The organism is Streptomyces sp. NPDC058195, from assembly GCF_042883525.1.
In the GTDB taxonomy this organism is placed as follows: domain Bacteria; phylum Actinomycetota; class Actinomycetes; order Streptomycetales; family Streptomycetaceae; genus Streptomyces.
Map to the genome: position 1 here is coordinate 16,316 of NZ_JBHVVM010000029.1, position 13,999 is coordinate 30,314.

Below are 13,999 nucleotides of genomic sequence, written 5' to 3' on the forward strand. Positions count from 1 at the left end.
CGGCTGCCTGCCGGAGGGGCCGGGCGGCACGGGTACGCTGCGGTCTGCCACCCCCCGCGATGCAGATGAGAGGCAGCGTGCCTGTGACCTCCTCCGTTCCGCCCGTCCGGGCCCGATGCCGGACCGCCCTGGCCGCCCTGCTCTGTGCCGGGCTGGCGACCGTGCTCACGGCGTGCGGCGAGGATCCGGACGAGGGGACCAACGGTGTCGGCAAGCTGACCGCCCCGGAGATCGAGAAGAAGGCCCAGAGGGCGGCGGACGCCGCTGGCACGGTGCGCCTCGCCGGGACGCTGGTCGGCAAGGGCGGCACGTACAAGCTCGACATGCGGCTCAAGGCCGAGGGCGGCACCGGCTCCGTGGTCTCCAAGGACAGCAGGTTCGAACTGCTGCGGATCGGCGACGAGCTCTACCTGAAGGCGGACGCCGGGTTCTGGAGCCACGAGGAGGAGTCCGGCGGCGACAGCGAGGCGTCCGGCGCGGCGGCGGACAAGCTCCAGAACAAGTACGTCAAGGTGCCCCGGAACGACCCCACGTACAAGCAACTGCGCGGTTTCACCGAGAAGAAGACCCTGCTCGACGGCCTGCTCAGCCTGCACGGCACCCTCAACAAGGGGGACCGGGACACGGTCGGTGCGACCCGGACCGTCCAGATCACGGGCGGCGAGGGCGAGGGCGGCACCCTCGACGTCTCGCTGGAGGGCAAGGCGTATCCGCTGCGCTTCGCGCGCGGCGGCGGCGCGGGGACCGTCACCTTCGCGGACTGGGGCAAGGACTTCCCGCTGGAGGCCCCGGCCCGGGTGGACACGGTCGACTACGGCAAGCAGCTGCCCCGTACGACCTCCTGAGCCCGGGGTTCAGCCCTTCAGGCCGCGCTTCAGCAGGCGCGGCAGCCCCGCGGGCACCGGCCGCCGGGTGGTGGCGGGCGTCGGCAGCGGGGCGGCGGCCAGCGAGCCGTCCGGCAGCCCGGTACGGACCTCTCCCGGCGTCAGCCGCAGCACCCGGCACTCGCGGGCCCAGCGCTCCGTCATCCGCTCGGCGTCCGGCGCGTTCAGCCGCTTGCCCTTGAGCTCGGCGACCGCGGCCTCCCACTGGGGCGACCGGGGGGCGAGCTCGGCGACGGTGGCCGTCCAGGCGACCAGCCGGCCGCCCTTGTCCTTGCTGCGTACGGTCACCTCGGCGACGGAGCCGTCGGTGAGCCCGGCCGGCAGCGGCTGTTCTCCGGGGCCGTCGCCGACCAGATGCGCCGCGCCCTCGTGCCACAGGTGCCACACCGCCCGGGCGGGGCCGGTGCCCCGCACCCAGACGAGGCCGGACTTCTTGGTGGCCTCCTCGACAAGGGCCCGGTCCAGCGACGTACCGGCAGCAGCAGAAGTCATGCCCGCACTCTAGGCGACCGCACCCGGGCGGGCGCCGCCGAGGCTCACAGCCAGCCGTTGCGCTTGAGGGTGCGGTGGATGGAGAAGCAGACCACCCCGATGACGCCCAGCACCATCGGATAGCCGTACGTCCAGCGCAGCTCCGGCATGTGCTTGAAGTTCATGCCGTAGACACCGCAGATCATCGTCGGTACGGCGACGATGGCCGCCCAGGAGGTGATCTTGCGCATGTCCTCGTTCTGCGCCACCGTCGCCTGTGCCAGGCTGGCCTGGAGGATCGAGTTGAGCAGCTCGTCGAAGCCGATGACCTCCTCGTGGACGCGGGCCAGGTGGTCGGCGACGTCCCGGAAGTACTTCTGGATGTCCGGGTCGATCAGCCGCATCGGCCGCTCGCTCAGCAGCTGCATCGGCCGCAGCAGCGGCGAGACGGCCCGCTTGAACTCCAGCACCTCGCGCTTCAGCTGGTAGATCCGCCCGGCGTCCGTTCCGCGCGGGCTGCCCTTCACCGGTGCCGAGAAGACCCCGATCTCCACCTCGTCGATGTCCTCCTGGACCGCGCCCGCCACGGCGATGTACCCGTCCACGACATGGTCGGCGATGGAGTGCAGCACCGAGGACGGGCCCTTGGCGAGCAGTTCGGGGTCGTCCTGGAGCCGGTGGCGCAGTGCGCGCAGCGAGCCGTGGCCGCCGTGCCGCACGGTGATGACGAAGTCCCGGCCGGTGAAGCACATCACCTCGCCGGTCTCCACCACCTCGCTGGTCGCGGTGAGTTCGGCGTGCTCGACGTAGTGGATGGTCTTGAAGACGGTGAAGAGCGTGTCGTCGTACCGCTCCAGCTTGGGCCGCTGATGGGCGTGGACGGCGTCCTCGACGGCCAGCGGGTGGAGGCCGAACTCCCGGGCGATACCGGCGAATTCCTCTTCGGTCGGCTCGTGCAGGCCGATCCACGCGAAGCCGCCCTCCTCGCGGACCTGGAGCATCGCCTCGTGCGGCGTGAGGCAGCCCCGGCGCTCCAGGCGCCGCCCGTCGCGGTAGACCGCGCAGTCGACGACCGCGCTGGAGGCCGAGGGGTCGCGGGTGGTGTCGTAACTGCTGTGCAGGGTGTTGGTCTTGCGCAGGGACGGCCGCACGGCGGCACGCAGGTCACGGATCATCGACATGGCTGGCTCCTTCACGGAGGGCCGTCGGCGGGCACGTGGAACAGCCCGGAATGGGGACGTGTGCTCACGTCCGCAAAGCGGGCGGCACCGCGGCGGCGCGATGACGGCGTTCGCTACAGACAGGCAGAAGGGGAGTGCTCTTCCGTCGTGCGCAACGCCACGCGCGTGGGGCGGGAGGCCGTGGGCGCGGCGCGATGCCTTGAGCCTTGACCGGTGAGTAAGTGGATCACCGGGAAAGGCAGGAGGCGGAAGAGCGGTTGGTACTGCACGATCGACTTCGATCCATGGCAGCCCCACCTCCTCCAGCCGGTCCCCCTTGGGGGATGACGTGTCGCCGGGGCCGAGAGCGACGCTTCTGCGTGCTGCCCCGAACAGCGGCCAAGACTATCAGCCGACTGACGGTCAATCCCTTACTTTGCCCGTTCCATACGCGACCTATGCTCGCGGGATGGAAGAAATTCTTGCTCTGGTCGAGGCACGGTTGCTCACGGCTCTCGGCGAACCGGACGCGCGCGCCTCGGTGACCTTCCTCGGCACGGACCGGATCGAGGTGCTGCGCTTCGCCGACGGGGACGTGGTGCGCTACGCCACGCTCGGGATGTCGGCCCAGCCGATGGCCGATCCGGCCGCCGTCGTGGTGGACCCGCTGAAGGGCCCGCGCGCCGAACTGGTCCTCTCCGTACGGGCCGGGCTCGCCGACACCGACAAGGTGCTGCGCCCGCTGGCCGTGCTGGCGGCCTCGCCGCAGGTCGAGGGGGTGATCGTGGCGCCGGGCGCCTCGCTGGACCTGGGCGGACCGCTGTGGCCCGGGGCGCCGTTCGACTCGGTACTGGTCGCCGAGTCCGGGGGGCTGGTGGAGGATCTGGAACTGGACGCGCCGAGGGAGCCGGTGCGGTTCCTGCCCTTGCTGCCGATGACGCCCAACGAGGCCGCGTGGAAGCGCGTCAGGGGCGCGCAGGAGCTCCAGGAACGCTGGCTCTCGCACGGCACGGACCTGCGCGATCCGCTGCGCGGCTCGGTGTCGCTGGACTGACGCCTGCGCGGGCGTACGCCGGGCCCCGCCGCGCGGCCGGGAGGGGGAGCCGCGGGCGGGGCGGGGCGGGGGAGCGGGTCCGGGTCAGTCGGCGAAGACCGTGACGCTGTCCTCGGTGGCGTGCTTCGGCTCCAGCGCGTGGGCCTCGTGGGTCAGGGCCGAGCGCCGGATCCAGACGACGGCCGCACCGGCGACGGCCGCGATCGCGGCGACGACGAACGGCATGTGGATGTCGCTCCACTCCTCGATCTTCGGCGCGAGGTAGGGGGCGGCGGCCGCGGCGAACCAGCGGACGAAGTTGTAGCCCGCGCTGGCCACCGGGCGCGGCGCGTCCGAGACGCCGAGCGCCAGCTCCGTGTACACGGTGTTGTTCATGCCGATGAAGGCACCGGAGACGATCGTGCAGACGATCGCCGCGGTGTGGTTGCCGTAGCCCAGCACCAGCAGGTCGGCGGCGAGCAGCACCAGCGAGGCGCCGAGCACCTTCAGCGAGCCGAAGCGCTCCTGGAGCCGCGGCGCGACGAGCACCGAGAACACCGCGAGCAGCAGCCCCCAGGCGAAGAACACCGCGCCCGACTTGTACGGCGTCATGTTCAGCACGAACGGGGTGAAGGCCAGGATGGTGAAGAACGCGTAGTTGTAGAAGAACGCGGAAGCCGCGACCGAGGCCAGCCCGCCGTGGCCGAGCGCCTTGACCGGGTCGAGCAGCGAGGTCTTCCGGGCGGGCCGGGGCTGCTCCTTCAGGAACGCGGTGATGCAGAGGAATCCGACGGCCATCAGCGCGGCCGTACCGAAGAACGGGTAGCGCCAGCTGGCGTCGCCGAGCAGGGCGCCGAGCAACGGCCCGCAGGCCATGCCGAGGCCCAGCGCCGACTCGTAGAGCAGGATCGCCGCCGCGCTGCCGCCGGCCGCGGCGCCGACGATCACGGCCAGCGCGGTCGATACGAAGAGCGCGTTGCCCAGTCCCCAGCCGGCCCGGAAGCCGACGAGCTCGCCGACCGACGACGACGTGCCGGAGAGCGCGGCGAAGACGACCACCAGCGCGAGCCCGAGGAGCAGGGTCTTGCGGCCTCCTATCCGGCTGGACACGAAGCCGGTGACGAGCATCGCCACGGCGGTGATCAGGAAGTACGAGGTGAAGAGCAGAGACACCTGGCTCGGTGTCGCCTCCAGGCCCCTGGCGATGGACGGCAGGATCGGGTCCACCAGCCCGATCCCCATGAACGCCACGACGGACGCGCCCGCCGTCGCCCAGACGGCCTTCGGCTGGCGCAGGATGCTTCCGGCGCCTTGATCGAACGGATCCTCTGTCTGCATGGGCCCTCTCGCTCTCCATGGGTTGCCCTGGGTAGCTGTGCTATACACAGAATAAGTTAGACACTCTAATGAGTGTAAGCTACATCTATTTGCGCTGGTGAGGCGCCCCTCGCGTACGGGTGATCTTGCTTGACGCGGCGGCGGTCGTGGAGGACCGTTGGTCGCTATGAGGGGCGAACCCAGTTGCCCGAAGTGCGGAGGCCGGGTCAGGGCGCCCGGTCTGTTCGCCGACACCTGGCAGTGCGCCGAGCACGGCAGTGTGCAGCCGCTCCAGCCGGTGATCCCGCCCAGTGTCGACGCGCTGGGAGTGGTGGTGCGCCGCGCGCGGGTGCCGGTGTGGATGCCCTGGCCGCTGCCGGTGGGCTGGCTGTTCACCGGAGTGGCGAGCGCGGGCGACGACCGCAGCGGGGGCCGGGCCACCGCCGTCGCCTGCTCCGGCCCCGGCCCGGTCGGCGGCATCGGAGAACTGCTGCTCGTCACCGAGGACCTCGGCGTCGGGCTCGGTGCGCGGTACGCCGGGGTCGAAGGCCCCGATCCCGGTCCGTATCTGGACGTCGACGGCCCGCCGGACGTCAAGATGCTCGCCGCCGGCCGCCCCACGCCGCTCTGGCATGTCAAGGGCGCCCCGGCCGACCGGGCGGTCTTCGCGGGAGAGGCGCGCGGGCTCTGGCTCTGGGCGATCGTCTGGCCCGAGCAGTCCGGACTGCTGATGTATGACGAGCTGGTGCTCGCCGATCTGCGCGAGGCCGGGGGAGAGATGGACCTGGTGCCCTGCGGGGCGCTCACCCCGCGCCTGCTCGGCTGAGACCGGGCCGCGCCCGCCCCGCCGAGCCCCCTCCCGCCCTGCTGAGCCCCTCTCGCCGGGCGCGGCTGATACGCCGGTTATCCTTGAATGTCCCCTTGTCCGGCCCCGAGCACTGGAGTACGCGTCGTGCGCATCGACCTGCACACCCACTCCACCGCTTCGGACGGCACGGACACCCCCGCCGAGCTGGTGCGCAACGCCGCGGCCGCGGGCCTGGACGTCATCGCCCTCACCGACCACGACACCGTGCGCGGCCACGCCGAAGCGATCGCCGCTCTGCCGGACGGGCTCACCCTCGTCACCGGCGCCGAGCTGTCCTGCCGGCTCGACGGCGTGGGCCTGCATCTGCTGGCGTACCTCTTCGACCCCGACGAGCCCGAGCTGGCGCGCGAGCGCGAGCTGGTGCGCGACGACCGGGTGCCGCGCGCCCGGACCATGGTGCGCAAGCTCCAAGAGCTGGGCGTGCCCGTCGCGTGGGAGCGGGTCGCCGAGATCGCCGGGGACGGCTCCGTCGGCAGGCCGCACATCGCCACCGCCCTCGTCGAGCTGGGCGTCGTCGAGACCGTCTCCGACGCCTTCACGCCCGACTGGCTCGCGGACGGCGGACGCGCCTACGCCGAGAAGCACGAACTCGACCCGTTCGAGGCGATCCGGCTGGTCAAGGCGGCCGGTGGCGTGACGGTCTTCGCCCACCCCGCCGCTGTCAAGCGGGGCCGGGTGGTGCCCGAGGCGTCGATAGCCCGGCTCGCCGCCGCGGGCCTCGACGGCATCGAGGTCGACCACACCGACCACGACGAGCCGGCCCGGGCCAGGCTGCGCGAGCTCGCCCGCGGCCTGGGACTGCTGACCACCGGGTCGAGCGACTACCACGGCAGCCGGAAGACCGTCGGGCTCGGCGAGTGCGTCACCGACCCCGAGATCTACGGCGAGATCACCCGGCGCGCCACGGGAGCCTTCCCCGTGCCGGGCGCTGGCGGACCTCGCCCCGCGTAACGGCACACGCGCCGGGGCACGTGCCTCCGCCGCGCCCTCGTACCTCACTCCTGTCACCGCGCACCGCTGCCGCGCGCCCCGGCCGTCCGGCCGCCGTCATGGCTGCGCGGTGCGCTCCGCCAGGCCGTTTCACCCCCCTCCGCTCATCTCTCTTCTCGCAAGGCTCACTGTGTTCGACGTCGCTGTCTTCGGATCCCTTTTTCTTACGCTATTTGTGATTATGGATCCGCCCGGGATCACCCCGATCTTCCTCGCGCTCACCGCGGGCCGCCCCGCCAAGATGCAGCGCAGGATGGCGCTCCAGGCGGTCATCGTCGCCTTCGGCGTGATCGCCGTCTTCGGCGTGCTCGGCCAGCAGATCCTCGACTACCTGCATGTCTCCGTACCCGCCCTGATGATCGCGGGCGGGCTGCTCCTGCTGCTGATCGCGCTCGACCTGCTGACCGGCAAGACCGACGAGCCGACGCAGACCAAGGACGTCAACGTGGCGCTCGTACCGCTGGGCATGCCCCTGCTGGCCGGGCCCGGCGCGATCGTGTCGGTGATCCTCGCGGTGCAGCACGCCGACACGGTGGCCGCCCAGGTCTCGGTCTGGTCGGCGATCATCGTCATGCACCTCGTGCTCTGGCTGACCATGCGCTACTCGCTGCTGATCATCCGGGTCATCAAGGACGGCGGCGTCGTGCTGGTGACCAGGCTCGCCGGAATGATGCTCTCCGCCATCGCCGTACAGCAGATCATCAACGGGGTCACCCAGGTCATCCAGGGCTCCTGACCGCCCCGCCCGGCGGACACCACAGCGCCCCCGCACGGACCTTCCGTACGGGGGCGCTTCGTCTTTTTACGTCGTACAGCGTTACGAAGCCGAGGTTTCGGCCGGGCGGATGTAGATGCGCTGGCCCATGGCTGCGGCCTGCTGCACGATCCGGTTGACGGAGGCGGCGTCCACGACGGTGCTGTCCACGGCGGTACCGTCGACATCGTCAAGGCGCATGATCTCGAAGCGCATAAGGCTCCCCTTCGTCTGATCCTCCTGATGGAGAACTGCTGGGAGGACGGATGAACCGTCCGCAAAGATGAGGGCACCGGACATCGCCGTCCTGCGCTCCACACGGGGTACAACGGCTTGCCAGGAGCAAACATTCCCTACGCTAAGGAAATTTTTTGGATGTCTAAGCATCAGTTGGTCACCGGGCGGCCGAGGACGACGAGGCGCGCATGAACGAAGCAGAGATCCGCGAGCGGCTGGACCGCACCAACGAACTGCTCCAGCGGGTGCTCGCCGAGGTGTCGAGAACACCCTCGACCCACGCGATCTTCGTCGACGCGGGCTATGTGTACGCCGCCGCCGGACTGCTCGTCACCGGCACCGAGGACCGCCGCTCCTTCGACCTCGACGCGGAAGGACTGATCGAGGCCTTCATCGACAAGGCCCGGACGATCTTCGCCGACAGCAGGCTGCTCCGCGTGTACTGGTACGACGGAGCCAGACGGCGCATCCACACCGTCGAGCAGCAGTCCATCGCCGAACTCCCCGACGTCAAGGTCAGACTCGGCAACCTCAACGCCAACAACCAGCAGAAGGGCGTCGACTCACTCATCCGCACCGACCTCGAATCGCTCGCCCGGCACCGCGCCATCAGCGACGCGGCCCTGGTCGGCGGCGACGAGGACCTGGTCTCCGCCGTGGAGGCGGCGCAGGGGTACGGGGCCCGGGTGCACCTGTGGGGCATCGAGGCGGGGGAGGGACGCAACCAGGCGGAACCGCTGCTCTGGGAGGTCGACAGCCAGCGTACCTTCGACCTGGACTTCTGCCGCCCGTACGTCACCAGACGGCCCGTCACCACCTACGAGGACGACACCCCGGCGCCGCCGCGCGACGACGTCCGCTTCGTCGGCGCACAGATCGCCGCGGCCTGGCTGGCCGCCCGGGGCCGCGACTCCCTCGCCGACCTGCTGCCCGGACATCCGTATCTGCCGGGCTCCGTCGACCAGGACCTGCTGGTCGAGGCCGAACGGCTGCTCCAGCACTCGCTGCGCGGCCACGCGCACCTGCGCCGGGCGCTGCGCGACGGTTTCTGGCAGCACCTCCAGTCGCAGTACTGACGAGAACCGCCCCACCCCGCCGTACCTGACGAGAACCGGTCGCCCCGTCGCCCTACAGGCTGTCCCAGAACGCGGCGAGGGCGGCCGCCGTCGGCTCCGGGCGGTCCGTGTTGGGGGAGTGCTCGGCGCCGACGATCCGGGTGCGGCGCGCGCCGAGCCGCAGGGCCATCTCGTCGAGCACCGGCACCGGCCAGGTGTCGTCGTGCTCGCCGGAGAGCACATGGACCGCAAGTCCCAGGGCGGCCAGCTCGTCCACCCGGTCCGGCTCGGTCACCAGCTGGCGACCGGTGGCGATCAGCTGGGCGGGCCGGTGCAGCAGCCAGCGCCGCCGCAGCGCCTCGTCGCGCGACACCAGGTCCTCCGGCGGGTCGAGGGCGCGCATGGCCTGCCAGACCCTGGCCATGCTCATCGTCGCGAGGGCGTCGCTGAGCACCTTCACCTTGAGCCGCTGGGCCTCGACGACCGCCGCGGGCCCCGACGACATGAGCGTCAGCGAACGGAACGGCGAGGCGTCGAGCAGCACCGCGGCGCGGGCGATCAGCCCGCCGAGCGAATGCCCCAGCAGGTGGACGGTGCCCGCCCCTCTGCCGCCGAGCGCGGTGGCCTGGGCCAGCACGTCGAGGGCCAGCTCGCCCTGGGCGTACTCCTCCGGGCGGTCCGCCCCGGCCACGGTCTCGTACTGCCCGCGGCCGTCCACCGCGACGGTGCGGTACCCGGCGGACGCGAGCGGTTCGAGCAGCGCGACGAAGTCCTCCTTGCTGCCCATGTACCCGGGCACCAGCAGGGCGGTGCCGCGCACGGCACCGGGCGGCGAGGCGTCCAGCACCGCGAAGTCGCCGCGCGGGGTGCGCAGCTCGCGGGCGTGGGCGCAGGGCGGCGGGGTGAAGGTGTGCGGCCGGCTCATGGGAGGAGGGTAAGCCGTGGCGCGCCGGGCGGGCAGGTGCGGGGCGCGGGAACGCCGGACGGGCCCGAGGTCGTCCTCGGGCCCGTCCGGCGTATCGGGTGCTGAGCGGTGGCCGCTCAGCCCTCGGTCTTGGCAGCGGCCGCACGCGGCGCCCGGCGCCTGCGCGGCTTCGCCTCGCCCTCGGCGGCCGGAGCCTCGGCCACCGCCTCCGTCTTCGGCTTGGCGGCCGTACGGGTGCGGCGGCGCGGCTTGCTCTCCGGGACCGGCTCGGAGATGGGCGCGATCTGGAAGTCGACCTCGTCCTCGGGCTTGACGACGCGGACGCGGCGACGCGGCTTGGTCACCGTCTTCGCCGGGGCGGCCGGCTCGGAGATGGGCGCGATCTGGAAGTCGACCTCGGCCTCGGCCGGCTTGGCCACCCGGGCACGGCGGCGGCGCGGCTTGGCCGCGGGCGCCTCCTCAGCGGTCTGCTTCGGCTCGGCGGCGGCCTGCGGCTCCACCTCGATCACGGCCTCCACCGTGCTCAGTACCACCTCGGCCGCGGCCTCCGGTCCGGCGGAGACCCGGGTACGGCGACGGCGGCGCGGCGTACGCGGCTCCGCCGGGGCGTCGGCTGCCGCTGCCTCGGCCGGGGCCGGTGCGGTGGTGGCCGCCTCGTCGGCGACGGAGGCTCCGGCCCGGGTACGACGGCGCTGGCGCGGGGTGCGCGGCGGGCGCTCCTCGCGCTCCTCGCGCGCCGCGGGCGCGGCGGACTTCCGGCCGCGGCCACCCGTCTCGCCCAGGTCCTCGATCTCCTCGGCCCGCAGCCCCGCCCGGGTCCGCTCGGAACGCGGCAGGACACCCTTGGTGCCCGCCGGGATGTCGAGCTCCTCGAAGAGGTGCGGCGAGGTGGAGTAGGTCTCGGCCGGGTCGTTGAAGCGGAGCTCCAGCGCCTTGTTGATCAGCTGCCAGCGCGGGATGTCGTCCCAGTCGACCAGCGTGATCGCGATGCCCTTGGCGCCCGCGCGGCCGGTCCGGCCGATGCGGTGGAGGTAGGTCTTCTCGTCCTCCGGCGACTGGTAGTTGATGACGTGGGTCACGCCCTCGACGTCGATGCCGCGGGCCGCGACGTCGGTGCAGACCAGGACGTCCACCTTGCCGTTGCGGAAGGCGCGCAGCGCCTGCTCACGGGCGCCCTGGCCGAGGTCGCCGTGGACCGCTCCGGACGCGAAGCCGCGCCGCTCCAGCTGCTCGGCGATGTCGGCCGCCGTGCGCTTGGTGCGGCAGAAGATCATCGCGAGGCCGCGTCCGTTGGCCTGGAGGATGCGGGAGACCATCTCCGGCTTGTCCATCGAGTGGGCCCGGTAGACGTGCTGCGAGATGTTCGCGACGGTCGCGCCCTCGTCGTCGGGCGAGGTGGCGCGGATGTGCGTCGGGTGCGACATGTAGCGGCGGGCCAGACCGATGACCGCGCCCGGCATGGTCGCCGAGAACAGCATCGTCTGCCGCTTCGCCGGAAGCATGGTGATGATCTTCTCGACGTCGGGCAGGAAGCCCAGGTCGAGCATCTCGTCGGCCTCGTCGAGCACCAGGGCGCGGACGTGCGAGAGGTCGAGCTTGCGCTGTCCGGCCAGGTCGAGCAGCCGGCCCGGGGTGCCGACGATCACGTCGACGCCCTTCTTCAGGGCCTCGACCTGGGGCTCGTACGCCCGGCCGCCGTAGATCGCGAGAACGCGGACGTTGCGCACCTTGCCGGCGGTCAGCAGGTCGTTGGTCACCTGCTGGCAGAGCTCACGGGTGGGGACGACGACGAGCGCCTGCGGCGCCTCGGTCAGCTTCTCGGGCCCGGCCCGGCCCGCCTCGACGTCCGCGGGCACGGTGACGCGCTCCAGCAGCGGCAGACCGAAACCGAGGGTCTTGCCGGTGCCGGTCTTGGCCTGGCCGATCACGTCGGAGCCGGAGAGCGCGACGGGGAGCGTCATCTCCTGGATGGGGAACGGGGACACAATGCCGACGGCTTCGAGGGCCTCGGCGGTCTCGGGAAGAATCCCGAGTTCACGAAACGTAGTCAGGGTGCTGCCTCTTCTGTGAGACGCGGCCCGAGGCGAACGCGGGGGGTCGTACCACGCCGGTATGGGTCATCCGGCCGGGATGGGCCGGGTGGCGTGGGACCACTGCCGTCGCTCGAGCGCTCGTGCCGCTGAGGGGGCCCCTCATCTGCGGTCGTACGTGCTGTACGACCCGCGTGGAGGGCTGTCGGGTCGGAGCCGATCGGGCCACCGACCGGGCATCCTCATTCGTTTTCACCATTTTCACGCCACCGGCACATCCAAAATACTCAGTAGGCGCAATACCACTGTACCCCGGATTCGCGCATGTGTGTTGGGCGAATTCATCGGAACGGTGTGATGTCACTGGTTGGCCAGGCCCCTCCGTCCTTCGCCGGGCGGGCTATTCTGCGCTCCATGGAGACGCCTGACAACGCCACTGAAACCCCTGAACCCACCGGTATCGCAGCCCAGGACTGGGCCACCGCGTCGGTGGAGCCGCAGTACCGGGCAGCGGTCGTGGACCTGCTGGGAGCACTCGCGTACGGGGAGCTGGCGGCCTTCGAGCGGCTTGCCGAGGACGCCAAGCTCGCGCCGACGCTGACCGACAAGGCGGAGCTGGCGAAGATGGCCTCCGCCGAATTCCACCACTTCGAGCGGCTCTCCGAGCGGCTGGCCGCGATCGAGACGGAGCCGACCGCCGCGATGGAGCCGTTCGCCAGGGCGCTCGACGACTTCCATCGCCAGACCGCGCCCTCGGACTGGCTGGAAGGCCTGGTCAAGGCGTACGTCGGCGACTCGATCGCCAGTGACTTCTACCGCGAGGTCGCCGCCCGGCTGGACTCGGACACCCGCTCGCTCGTCCTGGCCGTGCTCGACGACACCGGGCACGGGAACTTCGCCGTGGAGAAGGTGCGTGCCGCGATCGAGGCCGACCCGCGTGTCGGTGGCCGCCTCGCGCTGTGGGCCCGACGGCTGATGGGCGAGGCGCTCTCCCAGGCGCAGCGGGTGGTGGCCGACCGCGACGCGCTCTCGACGATGCTCGTCGGCGGCGTGGCGGACGGCTTCGACCTGGCGGAGGTCGGGCGGATGTTCTCCCGGATCACCGAGGCGCACACCAAGCGCATGGCCGCGCTCGGACTGGCCGCGTAACGGGCCGTTCACCGGGGCCGGCCGCCGGGCCGGCCTCAGGCCGCGGCTGATCGGCTCAGCCGATGACTGCGGGGGCGGATCAGCAGGGAGAGCGTCACGGCTCCGATCAGCGTCGCGCCGATCAGCGTGGCCACGGCATGGCCCGGACCCAGCACCGTGTGCATGAGATACGCGCCGAACAGCGTTCCCAGCGCGCCGGTGGTGAGGACGGCCCGGCGGGACGGCAGCCGGTGCGACAGCGAGCGGAGCGCCAGCCAGGCGAGGACGAGCCCGAGGGCGACGGAGCCGAGCGGTTCCAGGATCACAGATGATCACCTCGCGGATAGCGGGGCGGTGAGGGGCCGACCGGCACGTGCGCGCCGGACGGACCCCAGATGCGGTCGTGGGTGGTCCTACCCGAGGTGGCCGGAACGCAACCCTCCTCCGCACCGCCTTCGCAACCGGAATCCCTGCCGCGCACCCGCGGTCGTCACGCGCGGTCGTCACGGGTGCGGCGGTACGGCCGCACCCGTGCGGCCCGCGCCCGGATCAAGTCGCGCTGTGTCCGAGGAGCGGGCCCGTACGGCCGCGTCCGTGCGTCCCGCGCCGCACGGCCCGGCACGCGCAAACGGGCGGGGGGCCCGGGGGGGTACCACCCCGGCGCCGCCCCGGGGTTGGGGCCGGGCGGGTTTGGGTAAACCGCGCGGACCCCCCGCCGCGGGGGGGGGGGGGGCCCCGGGGGGGGGGCCGGGGGGGCCCCCCCCCGGGCCCCCCGCCGCGGTTATCGCTCGGAGCGTGTTGCCTACAGCGCGCCGAACCCCACGCGCCGCGTGGTCGGCTCGCCGATCTCCACGTAGGCGATCCGGTCGGCCGGCACCAGGACCTTGCGGCCCTTCTCGTCCGTGAGGCTGAGCAGCCGCGCCTTGCCGTCGAGCGCCTCGGCGACCGCGCTCTCGACCTCTTCGGCGGAAAGTCCGCTCTCCAGAACGATCTCCCGGGGCGAGTGCTGCACCCCGATCTTGACCTCCACGGCTATGTCCCTCCGACGGTCAGTCCCTGCGCGGTGAGCCGCGCCGTACGCAGCACACACTAGCCCGCTGGGCGGGGCCGTCCGGCGCTGGAGGGCAACGCCCGCAGCGAACACGGA

The 13,999-nt window shown here is 71.9% G+C and carries 15 protein-coding genes; 7 read left to right on the forward strand and 8 right to left on the reverse strand.

Features of this window, described 5'->3' with window-relative positions; all coding sequences use genetic code 11:
- Positions 1–83: 83 nt before the first annotated feature.
- Positions 84–845, forward strand: coding sequence for a hypothetical protein (locus ACFVWY_RS28650; protein WP_389877625.1), 762 nt, complete (start codon positions 84–86; stop codon positions 843–845).
- Positions 846–854: 9 nt separating this feature from the next.
- On the opposite strand, the gene ACFVWY_RS28655 is transcribed toward ACFVWY_RS28650, so the two are convergent.
- The gene (locus ACFVWY_RS28655; protein ID WP_389877500.1) at positions 855–1,376 is read right to left on the reverse strand and encodes a hypothetical protein; all 522 of its coding nucleotides are present in this window, start codon (positions 1,374–1,376) and stop codon (positions 855–857) included.
- 44 nt (positions 1,377–1,420) lie between these two features.
- Entirely contained in the window at positions 1,421–2,536 is a 1,116-nt protein-coding gene (locus ACFVWY_RS28660; RefSeq protein ID WP_389877502.1) for a magnesium and cobalt transport protein CorA, read from the reverse strand.
- Positions 2,537–2,984: 448 nt separating this feature from the next.
- Between ACFVWY_RS28660 and ACFVWY_RS28665 the strand changes: the two genes are divergently transcribed.
- Entirely contained in the window at positions 2,985–3,569 is a 585-nt protein-coding gene (locus ACFVWY_RS28665; RefSeq protein ID WP_389877503.1) for a suppressor of fused domain protein, read from the forward strand.
- Positions 3,570–3,653: 84 nt separating this feature from the next.
- Here ACFVWY_RS28665 and ACFVWY_RS28670 read toward each other — a convergent pair whose 3' ends face one another.
- Positions 3,654–4,886 (reverse strand): MFS transporter, encoded by a 1,233-nt coding sequence (locus ACFVWY_RS28670; protein WP_389877505.1) that lies wholly within the window; start codon positions 4,884–4,886, stop codon positions 3,654–3,656.
- A 166-nt stretch (positions 4,887–5,052) separates the two neighbouring features.
- On the opposite strand from ACFVWY_RS28670, the gene ACFVWY_RS28675 reads away from it, so the two are divergent.
- From ACFVWY_RS28675 to ACFVWY_RS28685, 3 genes are all read left to right on the forward strand, one after another.
- Entirely contained in the window at positions 5,053–5,691 is a 639-nt protein-coding gene (locus tag ACFVWY_RS28675; RefSeq protein ID WP_389877507.1) for a DUF6758 family protein, read from the forward strand.
- A 126-nt stretch (positions 5,692–5,817) separates the two neighbouring features.
- Positions 5,818–6,684, forward strand: a complete 867-nt coding sequence (locus ACFVWY_RS28680; protein WP_389877508.1) for a PHP domain-containing protein — start codon at positions 5,818–5,820, stop codon at positions 6,682–6,684.
- Positions 6,685–6,853: 169 nt separating this feature from the next.
- The gene (locus ACFVWY_RS28685) at positions 6,854–7,459 is read left to right on the forward strand and encodes a MarC family protein (RefSeq protein WP_389877509.1); all 606 of its coding nucleotides are present in this window, start codon (positions 6,854–6,856) and stop codon (positions 7,457–7,459) included.
- A gap of 81 nt (positions 7,460–7,540) precedes the next feature.
- Here ACFVWY_RS28685 and ACFVWY_RS28690 read toward each other — a convergent pair whose 3' ends face one another.
- Entirely contained in the window at positions 7,541–7,693 is a 153-nt protein-coding gene (locus tag ACFVWY_RS28690; RefSeq protein WP_093549992.1) for a hypothetical protein, read from the reverse strand.
- A gap of 209 nt (positions 7,694–7,902) precedes the next feature.
- Between ACFVWY_RS28690 and ACFVWY_RS28695 the strand changes: the two genes are divergently transcribed.
- Complete coding sequence (locus tag ACFVWY_RS28695; RefSeq protein ID WP_389877510.1) at positions 7,903–8,790, forward strand: NYN domain-containing protein; 888 nt, start codon at positions 7,903–7,905, stop codon at positions 8,788–8,790.
- A gap of 52 nt (positions 8,791–8,842) precedes the next feature.
- Here the strand turns inward: ACFVWY_RS28695 and ACFVWY_RS28700 are convergent, their stop codons facing one another.
- The gene (locus ACFVWY_RS28700) at positions 8,843–9,694 is read right to left on the reverse strand and encodes an alpha/beta fold hydrolase (protein WP_389877512.1); all 852 of its coding nucleotides are present in this window, start codon (positions 9,692–9,694) and stop codon (positions 8,843–8,845) included.
- Between the two features lie 116 nt (positions 9,695–9,810).
- Positions 9,811–11,655 carry a DEAD/DEAH box helicase gene (locus ACFVWY_RS28705; protein WP_389877514.1) on the reverse strand — a complete coding sequence of 615 codons (1,845 nt, stop codon included), beginning with the start codon at positions 11,653–11,655 and terminating at the stop codon, positions 9,811–9,813.
- A 483-nt stretch (positions 11,656–12,138) separates the two neighbouring features.
- On the opposite strand from ACFVWY_RS28705, the gene ACFVWY_RS28710 reads away from it, so the two are divergent.
- Positions 12,139–12,873, forward strand: a complete 735-nt coding sequence (locus ACFVWY_RS28710) for a ferritin-like fold-containing protein (RefSeq protein ID WP_389877516.1) — start codon at positions 12,139–12,141, stop codon at positions 12,871–12,873.
- 35 nt (positions 12,874–12,908) lie between these two features.
- Here the strand turns inward: ACFVWY_RS28710 and ACFVWY_RS28715 are convergent, their stop codons facing one another.
- Positions 12,909–13,178, reverse strand: a complete 270-nt coding sequence (locus tag ACFVWY_RS28715; protein WP_389877518.1) for a hypothetical protein — start codon at positions 13,176–13,178, stop codon at positions 12,909–12,911.
- Positions 13,179–13,654: 476 nt separating this feature from the next.
- Positions 13,655–13,882 carry a DUF3107 domain-containing protein gene (locus ACFVWY_RS28720; RefSeq protein ID WP_389877520.1) on the reverse strand — a complete coding sequence of 76 codons (228 nt, stop codon included), beginning with the start codon at positions 13,880–13,882 and terminating at the stop codon, positions 13,655–13,657.
- Positions 13,883–13,999: the final 117 nt, after the last annotated feature.